Source organism: Dietzia maris, assembly GCF_014144855.1.
Lineage (GTDB): Bacteria > Actinomycetota > Actinomycetes > Mycobacteriales > Mycobacteriaceae > Dietzia > Dietzia kunjamensis.
In genome coordinates, this window is record NZ_JAALDN010000479.1 from 1 (window position 1) to 10,196 (window position 10,196).

At 70.1% G+C, this 10,196-nt stretch carries 14 protein-coding genes and 1 tRNA gene; 12 read left to right on the forward strand and 3 right to left on the reverse strand.

The window, feature by feature from the left end:
• The 8 genes from G6024_RS14740 to G6024_RS14775 form a co-directional block, all read left to right on the forward strand.
• On the forward strand, positions 1 to 307 hold a 307-nt coding region (locus G6024_RS14740), incomplete at its 5' end, for a MaoC/PaaZ C-terminal domain-containing protein (RefSeq protein ID WP_268817126.1).
• 164 nt (positions 308 to 471) lie between these two features.
• Positions 472 to 544 (forward strand) — tRNA-Trp (locus G6024_RS14745).
• A gap of 36 nt (positions 545 to 580) precedes the next feature.
• Entirely contained in the window at positions 581 to 922 is a 342-nt protein-coding gene (secE, locus tag G6024_RS14750) for a preprotein translocase subunit SecE (protein ID WP_082923934.1), read from the forward strand.
• 63 nt (positions 923 to 985) lie between these two features.
• Positions 986 to 1,954, forward strand: a complete 969-nt coding sequence (gene nusG, locus G6024_RS14755; RefSeq protein ID WP_182640405.1) for a transcription termination/antitermination protein NusG — start codon at positions 986 to 988, stop codon at positions 1,952 to 1,954.
• A 248-nt stretch (positions 1,955 to 2,202) separates the two neighbouring features.
• The gene (gene rplK / locus G6024_RS14760) at positions 2,203 to 2,637 is read left to right on the forward strand and encodes a 50S ribosomal protein L11 (RefSeq protein WP_007631783.1); all 435 of its coding nucleotides are present in this window, start codon (positions 2,203 to 2,205) and stop codon (positions 2,635 to 2,637) included.
• A 91-nt stretch (positions 2,638 to 2,728) separates the two neighbouring features.
• Positions 2,729 to 3,457, forward strand: a complete 729-nt coding sequence (gene rplA / locus G6024_RS14765) for a 50S ribosomal protein L1 (protein WP_007631785.1) — start codon at positions 2,729 to 2,731, stop codon at positions 3,455 to 3,457.
• 465 nt (positions 3,458 to 3,922) lie between these two features.
• The gene (locus G6024_RS14770) at positions 3,923 to 4,702 is read left to right on the forward strand and encodes an MCE family protein (protein WP_007631787.1); all 780 of its coding nucleotides are present in this window, start codon (positions 3,923 to 3,925) and stop codon (positions 4,700 to 4,702) included.
• The gene (locus G6024_RS14775; protein WP_159149057.1) at positions 4,699 to 5,724 is read left to right on the forward strand and encodes an MCE family protein; all 1,026 of its coding nucleotides are present in this window, start codon (positions 4,699 to 4,701) and stop codon (positions 5,722 to 5,724) included. Before G6024_RS14770 ends, G6024_RS14775 begins: the two co-directional genes overlap by 4 nt.
• Here G6024_RS14775 and G6024_RS14780 read toward each other — a convergent pair.
• Both G6024_RS14780 and G6024_RS14785 read right to left on the reverse strand, forming a co-directional pair.
• A complete protein-coding gene (locus G6024_RS14780; RefSeq protein ID WP_063971826.1) occupies positions 5,695 to 6,252 on the reverse strand; it encodes a cupredoxin domain-containing protein in 558 nt (185 codons plus the stop codon). The two genes, G6024_RS14775 and G6024_RS14780, sit on opposite strands and share 30 nt — an antisense overlap.
• Positions 6,224 to 6,544, reverse strand: a complete 321-nt coding sequence (locus G6024_RS14785) for a cupredoxin domain-containing protein (RefSeq protein ID WP_139019104.1) — start codon at positions 6,542 to 6,544, stop codon at positions 6,224 to 6,226. The genes G6024_RS14780 and G6024_RS14785 overlap by 29 nt, the downstream gene beginning before the upstream one ends.
• Before the next feature lie 290 nt (positions 6,545 to 6,834).
• On the opposite strand from G6024_RS14785, the gene G6024_RS14790 reads away from it, so the two are divergent.
• The gene (locus G6024_RS14790) at positions 6,835 to 7,197 is read left to right on the forward strand and encodes a hypothetical protein (RefSeq protein ID WP_007631799.1); all 363 of its coding nucleotides are present in this window, start codon (positions 6,835 to 6,837) and stop codon (positions 7,195 to 7,197) included.
• A 39-nt stretch (positions 7,198 to 7,236) separates the two neighbouring features.
• Complete coding sequence (locus G6024_RS14795; RefSeq protein ID WP_007631800.1) at positions 7,237 to 7,827, forward strand: TetR/AcrR family transcriptional regulator; 591 nt, start codon at positions 7,237 to 7,239, stop codon at positions 7,825 to 7,827.
• Positions 7,828 to 7,855: 28 nt separating this feature from the next.
• On the opposite strand, the gene G6024_RS17095 is transcribed toward G6024_RS14795, so the two are convergent.
• A complete protein-coding gene (locus G6024_RS17095; RefSeq protein WP_007631801.1) occupies positions 7,856 to 8,842 on the reverse strand; it encodes a diacylglycerol/lipid kinase family protein in 987 nt (328 codons plus the stop codon).
• Between the two features lie 345 nt (positions 8,843 to 9,187).
• Here G6024_RS17095 and rplJ point away from each other — a divergent pair, with 345 nt between their 5' ends.
• Both rplJ and rplL read left to right on the forward strand, forming a co-directional pair.
• The gene (gene rplJ, locus G6024_RS14805) at positions 9,188 to 9,700 is read left to right on the forward strand and encodes a 50S ribosomal protein L10 (protein ID WP_007631803.1); all 513 of its coding nucleotides are present in this window, start codon (positions 9,188 to 9,190) and stop codon (positions 9,698 to 9,700) included.
• Between the two features lie 56 nt (positions 9,701 to 9,756).
• Positions 9,757 to 10,143 (forward strand): 50S ribosomal protein L7/L12, encoded by a 387-nt coding sequence (gene rplL, locus G6024_RS14810; protein ID WP_007631805.1) that lies wholly within the window; start codon positions 9,757 to 9,759, stop codon positions 10,141 to 10,143.
• The last annotated feature ends 53 nt before the right edge of the window (positions 10,144 to 10,196 follow it).

The following is a 10,196-nucleotide window of genomic DNA, read 5'->3' on the forward strand; positions in this document are numbered from 1 at the left end:
CCTGGACGATGACGCGGCGCAGGCGCTCGGGCTGCCCGGGGTGGTGGCGCACGGGATGCTCACCTCCGCGCTGGCGATCGGGGTCGTGGCCGAGTGGGCCGGGGGCGCCGACCGCGTGCTGGCGACCTCGTTCCGGTTCGCCGGGCCCGTGGTCGTCCCGGTCGATGCGCCGGCGCGGCTCGAGGTGGGGGGGACGGTGAAGAAGGTGGCCGACGACGGGTCGACCGCCGACGTCGCCCTCGCGGTGACCTGCGACGGGGCGAAGGTGTTCGGCAAGGCGATCGTCACGGTCTCGCTCGCGGGGTGACGCCGCGCGATTTCGGGCCACCGGCCGCCTGTCGTACACTGGGACGCCCGACCGAACGCGGTCGCGGACCGCGCTGCCGCCAGGCAGTCGCCGACACTGTAGAGTCGAGGCGTTCGTGCGGCCCGCAGGCGCGGGAGGGCACGGGTGGCCGGGAGACCGGCCGAAGGGGCGTAGCTCAATTGGCAGAGCAGCGGTCTCCAAAACCGCAGGTTGCAGGTTCAAGTCCTGTCGCCCCTGCACTTACCGCACACCAGACGACCCGGAGGTAGCCGCGTGAGCCAGGATCGCGACGACGACGTCGACGTCAACGGCGTCCGCGATTCCGACGCCGCTGCCGCCGTCCCCACCGGCAAGGCGGGGCGCGGCGACACCGCCGTGGCCGGACGGGTCCGTACGGACGCGGACAAGCCGGAGGACACGCGGACCGCCCGCACGAATCCGTTCCAGTACATCGGGCAGGTCGTCGAGGAGCTGCGCAAGGTCATCTGGCCCACGCGCAACCAGATGGTCACCTACACCATCGTGGTGTTCCTGTTCCTCATCTTCATGACCGCGCTGGTCTCGGGCGTCGACTTCGGCGCGGGCAAGCTCGTCGAGCTCGTCTTCGACCGCTAGAGACCTGCCGCTGGGGTCCGGGGCGAGATCCGGACCGCCGAACTTCGAGAGGACCGCATTTCCGTGAGCGACATCGATCAGAGCCCCGAGGCCGAGGGCGCCGAGCAGGCCGCGACCGAGGCGGACGCGGTGCTCGGTGACACGGCTGCGGATCCCGCCGACACCATCGACACCGACGCCGAGGCTGACGCCGCCGACACCGTCGCGGCTGGCGCCGAGCTGGACCAGGACGCCGCCACTGACGCGGTCGAGACCGAGCTCGACGAGCATGTCGAGGGTGAGACCGTCCCCGAGGGCGACGAGACCGTTGCGGAGGACGAGCTCGCCGAGTCGGCGCTCGAGACTTCCGGCGAGGCGCCCGAGGGGGCTCCGGCCGAGGAGGCCGCGGCCGACGAGGCGGCCGCGCCCACGATCGACCCGATCATCGCCTTCAAGCGTCAGCTCCGGAAGCTTCCCGGTGACTGGTTCGTCATCCACTCCTACGCCGGGTACGAGAACAAGGTGAAGGCCAACCTGGAGACCCGCGCCGTGACCCTCGGTGCCGAGGACAAGATCTTCCAGGTCGAGGTCCCGGTCGAGGAGTTCACCGAGGTCAAGAACGGCCAGAAGAAGGTCGCCAACCGCAAGGTCCTACCCGGCTACGTGCTGGTGCGGATGGAACTCGACGACGAGTCGTGGGGCGTCGTGCGCAACACCCCGGGCGTGACCGGGTTCGTCAGCGCGACCGGTGGCGCCGCCGGCAAGCCCACCCCGCTCTCGCTGAGCGACGTGGCCAAGTTCCTGGCCCCCAAGCCGGAGAAGAAGTCCGCCGCCGCGGGCACCGCCGACGACCAGGGCTTCGCCCCGCAGGCCGTCGAGGTGGAGTTCGAGGTCGGCGAGTCGGTCACCGTCATGGACGGCCCGTTCGCGACGCTGCCCGCGTCCATCTCCGAGGTCGATCCGGCCGCGCAGAAGCTCAAGGTCCTCGTGTCGATCTTCGGTCGCGAGACCCCGGTCGAGCTCGGCTTCACGCAGGTCGAGAAGATCGACTGACCCGAGAAACTCCCACGACGACCCGTTCCGCGCCCGGCGTGGGGCGGGTCGCTCGTCTGTCAGCCCGGCCGTCGTCGGCGATTAGGGTTCCGACCGGCCGCGCGCGTAGACTCTCCAAGGTTGCGCCTGTGTTCCCGCCTGCCCTTCCGGGGTCGTGTGGGGAACCGGGTGCACACGACAGTCGGCCTCCCGCGTGTACAGCGCGGAGCCGAGATCCAGTCGAAGAATCAGGAAGACTGAGGAAGACGATGCCTCCGAAGAAGAAGAAGGTCTCAGGGCTCATCAAGCTCCAGATCCAGGCCGGCGCAGCCAACCCGGCCCCGCCGGTCGGTCCGGCTCTGGGTGCCCATGGTGTCAACATCATGGAGTTCTGCAAGGCCTACAACGCCGCCACCGAGAACCAGCGCGGAAACGTCGTGCCGGTCGAGATCACGGTCTACGAGGACCGGTCGTTCGACTTCAAGCTGAAGACGCCGCCGGCCGCCAAGCTCCTGCTCAAGGCCGCCGGCCTGCAGAAGGGCTCCGGCACCCCGCACTCCGCCAAGGTCGGCAAGGTCTCCATGGACCAGGTCCGCGAGATCGCGCAGACCAAGATGGAGGACCTCAACGCCAGCGACATCGACCAGGCCGCGAAGATCATCGTCGGCACCGCCCGTTCCATGGGCATCACGGTCGAGGCCTGACCTCCACCCCCCGAACATCTGTGGGAGGGCAGCTCAGGCCCGCACCACACCCGACCGTCGCGCGTGAAGACGCGGCAGGAATGGAACTGACATGAGCAAGAACAGCAAGGCCTTCAAGGCCGCAGCTGAGAAGGTCGACCGCACCAAGCTGTACTCGCCTCTGGACGCCCTGGCCCTGGCCAAGGAGACCGGCTCGACGAAGATGGATGCCACCGTCGAGGTCGCCATGCGACTTGGCGTCGACTCCCGCAAGGCGGACCAGATGGTCCGTGGCACCGTGAACCTTCCGCACGGTACCGGTAAGACCGCCCGCGTCATCGTCTTCGCCGCGGGCGAGAAGGCCACCGAGGCCGAGGCCGCCGGCGCCGACGTCGTTGGCTCCGACGACCTCATCGAGCGCATCCAGGGCGGCTGGCTCGACTTCGACGCCGCGATCGCCACCCCGGACCAGATGGCCAAGGTCGGCCGTGTGGCCCGCGTGCTCGGTCCGCGTGGCCTCATGCCCAACCCCAAGACGGGCACCGTCACGATGGACGTGACCAAGGCCGTGGGCGACATCAAGGGCGGCAAGATCACCTTCCGCACCGACAAGGCCAACAACCTGCACTTCATCGTGGGCAAGGCCTCCTTCTCCACGGAGCAGCTCACGGAGAACTACCAGGCCGCGGTCGACGAGGTCATGCGCCTCAAGCCGTCCTCCTCCAAGGGCCGCTACATGCAGAAGGTCACCATCTCCACGACGACCGGCCCCGGCATCCCGGTCGATCCGTCGGCGATCTCCAAGCTCCTCGAGGCGGGTTCCGACTCCGAAGCGAGCTGATCTGCTCGGCTGAGACGCCACCAGCTCGGCTGAAGGCCCCGCGACCGGTTATCCGGACGCGGGGCCTTCCCGCATTTCCCGGCATGCCGTGAGCGGCCGGCCGCCGGCCGACCGGTCCGCAGCCGCTCCTCCCGATGGCGTCTCGCGTGCCGGCATGCCCGCCCCCCACGCAGCCGCTCCTCGCGATGGCGTCTCGCCGTCGCTTCGGGGCGTGCGAGACGCCATGTTCGGGCGCGGCTGTGGGGGAGATGGGGCTGCGGCGAGGGCGAGACGCCATCGCAACGAGCGGCCCCGGGCACGGATTCCCTCGCGTTCGCACGCGCGGTACGGCAGCCCGGAGCACACAGTGACCTAGCTCACCCGCATGACAATGCCCTCGGGTATGGTTGGGTCACGCGGTCGCCGTCGGCACGCCCGCCCCGCTACCGGAGGGGGCCACGATCGGGGTCGACCGGATTACCCGCGGTGGCCGCCGCGGACGAGGTGCTCGACGATCGCGGTGACGACGTCCGCGACACGGTCCGTCAGCTCAGCGCGGCGCTGCAGACCGTCTCCGACGGCCGCGACGACATCTTCGCCACCGTCCGCAACCTCGAGGCCTTCACCGCCGCGATGGAGGGTTCCGGCGAGCAGATCACCACCTTCAACGAGGTGATGGCGGCGGTGACCGTCTCGGTGTCGCGCGGCCGGGGGGAGATCGGCCCGGCGCTCACCGAGCTCGACCTGGCAGTCGACGAGGTCCGCGACTTCGTCCGCGACAACCGGCAGGTGGGCATCGAGACCGTCCGGACGACCACCGACCTGCTGACGGTGCTGGCCGAGCAGCGCGACGACATCGCCCAGATCCTGCACGTCGCACCCACCGCGCTGTCGAACCTGCAGGGGATCTACCAGCCGTCGCAGAACGCGGTGATCTCGTCCCTCGCGCTGACCGACTTCGCGAACCCGATGCAGTTCATCTGCTCCGACCTGGCCGCTGCAGAGGAGACCGACGTGCACACCGCCTCCGAGGAGTGCGTGCGACTGCTCGGCCCCACGCTCACCGCGCTGGCGGTGGACTACCCGCCCGTGGCGATCAATCCCAGCCGCGGCGTCGGGGCGCTGCCGCACCAGCTCGACTACACCCACGACCACCTGCGGCCGGCTCCCGCCCTCGCGACCCCTGCCGACGCGTCCCCGACCCCCGCCGGCCCGGCGGACGGTCGCGTCGGCGTGACCGACCTGCTCACCGAGGGCGTCCGGTGACCGGGCGGCGCGCCGTGGGCGCGGCGCTGCTGGTCGTGTCGACGACGACGATGAGCGGTTGCGACTGGAAGGGGCCCAACAGTCTCCCGCTGCCCGGGACGGCCGGGGGCGGGCCGGACGGCTACTCGGTGACGGTGCAGCTCGCCGACGTCACCACCCTGGACCGCAATGCCCGTTTCCGGGTCGGCGACGTGACGGTTGGCCGCATCGCCGACATCCGCCTCGGCCCGGGGTTCGCCGAGGTGACGGTCGACCCCGACGGGGAGGTCCGCCTGCCGCGCAACGCCACGGCCCGGGTGGGGCAGAGCAGTCTCCTCGGTGCGTCCCACCTCGAGCTGTCGGCACCTCCGGGCGAACCCGCCGAGGGCACGCTGTCCGACGGCGACCTCGTCCCGGTGGAACGCAGCGGCGGGTACCCCACCACGGAGCAGACGCTGGCCACGCTCGCGGCGGCCCTCGGCGGCAGCGGCCTGGCCCAGGCGGCGGAGGTCTTCGGGGAACTCGACGTCGCGATGACCGGCCGCACCGACGAGGTCCGGGCGGTGGCGGGACGCCTCAGCGAGTTGCTCACCGGGCTCGAGGCGCAGAAGGAGGACATCGTGGTGGCGTTGGAGTCACTGGAGAGGCTCTCGACCGAACTCGCGATCCGCAGCGACGAGGTGGAGGGCGGGGTCGCCGACCTCGGGCCCGCACTCCAGGTCCTCGCGCAGCGGCGGCAGCGGCTCGTCGAGGCCACCCGCGCGGTGGACACCGTCACCGCGACCGCGGGCCGTGTCGTCGAGGCCTCCGGCGGTGACCTCCGTGCCGGTCTGGAGTCCCTCGACCCCGTCCTGCAGGGACTGGCGGATTCGGGGGCTCGCTCACCGAGTCACTGCGCTACCTGGCCACCTTCCCGTTCCCGCTGGACACCTACCGCAACGCGGTGCGCGGGGACTACGCCAACGGCACGGTCATCCTCGACCTTCGGCTGCCGGTCCTGGACACCGCGCTGCTCATCGGCACACCGTTCGAGGGGTCGCTAGCGTTGCTCGACACCATCCTGGGCGTACCCGCCCCACCCCGTTGACCAGTCCGACGTCGCCCACCGCCCCGCCTTCCCAATGGCCTTCCGGGACGATCGGGGTGGAGCGCATGGACGCCGCGCCGTCGGGGCGGACGATCTTCTCCTGCAGGACTAGCGGGATCTCGAACTCGCCGGCGGGCAGTCCCAACGGATTGTCGGGACGTCCGGTGTCGAACCGGTCGCGGGGGAGGTAGCCGCCCGCGAGACCGCCGTAGACGTTGAGGCGGGTGATGGCCATGGCGTGGTCGTGGTGCCAGAGCCCGGCCGCCTCCTGCCGGTTGTCGAAGTGGTGGAGGTGGCCCTGCCCGAGGAAGGACGACTGCTCCGGGTGGCCATCGCTGGCGGGCTCGGTGACCCCGCCGTGCAGGTGTAGCGACGTGGGTACCCGGGTACGCACCGACTCCGACAGTCCGTGCAGGCTCGTGTCGATGTCCGCGGCGTGTGGGTGGACTGAGATCTCATTGCGGTAGGTCAGCGTCGTCCGCACTCCGGCGTGCGATCACCGGACCCAGGTAACTGGCCGCGCCGTAACCCAAGGTCATCGCCGCGGGGAGGCCGCGGTGGAACCGGTGGGTGCCCGTCCGCGCGGACAGTTCCAGGGACTCTCCGGGCAGGACGTCCGGACGCGGGAGTTCGTCCACGTAGGGCTCGAGGACGGGGGAGTGGAACAACAGCGGGCTCGGACCAAGCGATCCCGGGCCGACCTGTGCGCGGGTGGCGGACGCGCCGACGAGTCCCATGCCCGCCACACCGGCCACCGTGCCGAGGAGTCTTCGCATCGTCACCACGGGCCCGCGAGCGCCGCCACCGAACCCGACCATGAGAGCTCCCGCTGCTATGACACGAGTCACAGTACCCTACAGTATGGTTCGGAGGTGGGGATCACCGAGTGACCGGGGGAGAGATGGCCCGACGGGACATGAGCCGACTCCCGAGGGTGAGAGCCGTGGGCGTGGCACTGCTTCGCGTGGGGTCACGGGGGTTGGGTATCCGCGAGTGCCGAAGCGGATGCAGGCGCGGCCGTGCCCGTCCCCGGGATCGCCACCGCGCCGTCGCAGGTGCCTTGGCGGTGGTGGCCAAGGGGGTCGGCGACGTCGAGAACCCCAGCCGCGGGCTGAGGACCCACGACACGATCCTCGCGTGGGAACCCGCCTGGATGGACCCGATCTGCGAGGGGTTTCGGGAGGCCGTACGTGGCTCGGACCTGCTCGTCCGGCTCCACGCGGACGGCCTCCGGGCGCGCGGGGTGGTCTACACCGACATCGTCTCGACGGTCGACCTGCTCGTGCACCCACCGCTGGAACAGTCCCCGCCCGGCACAGAGGTGCGGGTCGTCCGGCCGTTCGCGGGCAGCCGGCCCGTGTGGCACGGCGAACCCGGGCGCGACCCGGACTCGCGCGCTCTGGTCATGGAGGCCCTCGGTCCGACGTAGGGTGACGACGATGACGACACGACACGGTGCCGCGGGCCGATGACCCGGGGGTCGACATGGTCCGCCCGGCCGAGCGGTCCGCGCACGGGGCGCCTCTCGGCGGAGGACTGGGCCCGCGCCGGGCTGGACCTGCTCATGACCGAGGGCAGGTCCGCGGTCAAGATCAGCAGACTCTGCGCCGACTTCGGCGTCACGAAGGGCAGCTTCTACTGGCATTTCGCCGACTTCGACGCGCTCATGGCCGCCATCGCCAGGCTCTACTTCTCGCAGGAGATGGACGCCGCCCGTGGTCTGGTCACCATGGAGGAGATGCCACCCGACGCACGGCTGGAGACCATGAGCGCGATGCTCGTGGAATCCCGCGCCTGGGAGGGGGAGGCCGCGATCCGCGAATGGGCCAGGGCGGACGAGACCGTCGCCGAGGCGGTTGCCGAACTGGACCAACGCATCCTGCGGGTGGTCCACGACGCGTTCGTCGAACTCGGGTTCTCCGAACGGGGGGCGAGGATCCGCGCCGGCGTCTTGGTGTACGCCGGCATCGGGTTCGTCTACGGGCGCTCAGCGCTGCCCGTGCCCACCGTGGAGGAGATCCACGACGTGCTGGCGCTGCTGGTGAAGCCCGAGACCTGACCTCCGGGGCCAGGTCGGGGAGCGCGGGTCAGACCGCCACCCGGACCGTGAGCCCCCTCCGCTTGATCCGCGCCGAGAACTCGGTCACGGTGCCGCAGTCCTCGCCGTCGATCTGGAACGCGGCCGGTTTCTCCAACACGCGGGCGGTGATCCCCACGCCCTGGCGGAAATCCAGTGGCCGGGTCCGATGCTCTTCTTTCCCGCTCTCCTGGGTGGAGTTCCTCCGCAGTATCGGCTTGAGCCGGTGCTGGAACGTGTGATGGGCCAGCACCGCACCCGCCTGCGCCCACCCGAGAGGGCCCTTGGCGCGCAGAGCGAGAACGTCCAGGAGTCCGTCGTCGATGACGGCGTCGGGCAACAGCACCATCCCCGCCTGCAGCATCCCGCAGTTGGCCACCAGGAGGGTGCGCGCGCGGGTCTGGATCGGCGATCCGTCGTCGAGGGCGTACTCGACCCGGATCCGGTGGCCGCGCAACAGCGTGTTGGCGAACGCGCCGACGTACGCGAGCCAGCCCACCCGTGCCTTCAGTTTGTCGTCGGTGCCCGCGATCATGTCGGCGTCCATCCCGGCGCCGAGCATCACGAGGAACACGTCATCGTGGGACACGCCGTCGCCGTCGGTGTAGTGGACCTCGCCGAGGTCGATCGCGCGGCTCCGACCGCTCATGGCGACACGCAACGCACGGTCGACATCGTCCAACGGGACGCCGAGGTTGCGGGCGAGCAGGTTCCCGGTTCCCAGGGGGACGACTCCCATCGGCACCGAGGTGCCGAGCAGGCCCTGCGCCACCGACCGTACGGTGCCGTCGCCGCCGCACGCGATCACCAGTCCGACACCGTCGGCGGCCGCCCGTGCCGCCTGACCGGTGCCCGGGTCCTCCTCGGTGGTCTCGTAGAAGACGGGATCCGTCCACCCGTGCCTGGACGCCCGCTCCTCGGCGAGGCGGCGGACCTCGTCGATTCCGACCTTGGTGGGGTTGTAGACGACGGCGAGGCGAGACGGGGCTGGGGACACCGCACCAATGTGTCAGAAAGCCGACCGGCCCGCCATTCGTCGCCCCCGGGCGGATTTGGTATGCGACGGCGGCCGCCTATATCCTTGGGTCCGAAGTTTGAACGCCTGGGAGCTCTGCTCTCGGGCACCTGATCAAGTTTCACCGAAGACCGCAGGTCGCCGCTCCCGCCGGGGGTGGTCGAAGGGTCCGGGAGCGCCCGGACGGCCCGCGCAGGAGAACACCGGTCAGCGTCGGATGTGCCGTGGGTCCCCAGGGGCCCGTGCCAGCTCCTCCACGCCCCGTGCCACCTGCGCACGGGGCGTTCGTGTTTTCTCGGGCGAGATGATGCAGAAAGGAGGCGAAACATGGCAAAGCCCGCAAAGGTCCAGGCCGTCGAGGAGATCAAGCAGCACTTCCAGAACTCCACGACCGCCGTGGTCACCGAGTACCGCGGACTCTCCGTCCCGCAGGTCACCGAACTGCGCAAGACGCTGGGTGACGCGGCCACGTACACCGTGGCCAAGAACACCCTGGTCAAGCGTGCGGCTGAGGAAGCCGGAGTCGAGGGTCTCGATGACCTCCTGTCCGGTCCCACCGCCATCGCGTTCGTCACCGGTGAGGTCGTGGACGCCGCCAAGGCGCTCAAGAACTTCGCCAAGGACAACAAGGCGCTCGTCATCAAGGGCGGTGTCATGGACGGCTCACCGCTGTCCGCCACCGAACTCGACAAGATCGCCGATCTCGAGTCCCGCGAGGTCCTGCTCGCGAAGATGGCCGGTGCCCTCAAGGGTAACCAGACCAAGGCCGCCGGCCTGTTCAACGCGCCCGCTTCGCAGCTGGCACGTCTGTTCGCGGCGCTCGAGGACAAGAAAAACTAACCCCACATGCTTCCGGGCCGTCTGACGGCACCGGGACCAACAGAAAGGACGCCACCATGGCGAAGCTCAGCAACGACGAGCTGCTCGAGGCCTTCAAGGAGATGACTCTTCTGGAGCTCTCCGAGTTCGTGAAGCTGTTCGAAGACACCTTCGAGGTCACCGCGGCCGCTCCGGTCGCCGTCGCGGCTGCCGGCGCCCCGGCTGCCGGTGGCGAGGCCGCCGCCGAGCAGGACGAGTTCGACGTCGTCCTCGAGTCGGCCGGCGACAAGAAGATCGGCGTCATCAAGGTCGTGCGCGAGCTCGTGTCGGGCCTGGGCCTCAAGGAGGCCAAGGATCTCGTCGAGTCCGCCCCCAAGGCGATCGTCGAGAAGGTCGACAAGGAGGCCGCCGAGGCCGCCAAGACCAAGCTCGAGGAGGCCGGCGCGACGGTCACCCTCAAGTGATCTGACGCACTACCGCTTCACCAGGGACGGCCCGGCGATATCGCCGGGCCGTC

Bases quoted from the DNA above. Each gene is read 5' to 3' on its own strand.
- rplK (WP_007631783.1), top strand. From the start codon at position 2,203: ATGCCTCCGAAGAAGAAGAAGGTCTCAGGGCTCATCAAGCTCCAGATC.
- rplA (WP_007631785.1), top strand. From the start codon at position 2,729: ATGAGCAAGAACAGCAAGGCCTTCAAGGCCGCAGCTGAGAAGGTCGAC.
- G6024_RS14785 (WP_139019104.1), bottom strand. From the start codon at position 6,544: ATGCGAAGACTCCTCGGCACGGTGGCCGGTGTGGCGGGCATGGGACTC.
- G6024_RS14795 (WP_007631800.1), top strand. From the start codon at position 7,237: ATGACCCGGGGGTCGACATGGTCCGCCCGGCCGAGCGGTCCGCGCACG.
- rplJ (WP_007631803.1), top strand. From the start codon at position 9,188: ATGGCAAAGCCCGCAAAGGTCCAGGCCGTCGAGGAGATCAAGCAGCAC.
- rplL (WP_007631805.1), top strand. From the start codon at position 9,757: ATGGCGAAGCTCAGCAACGACGAGCTGCTCGAGGCCTTCAAGGAGATG.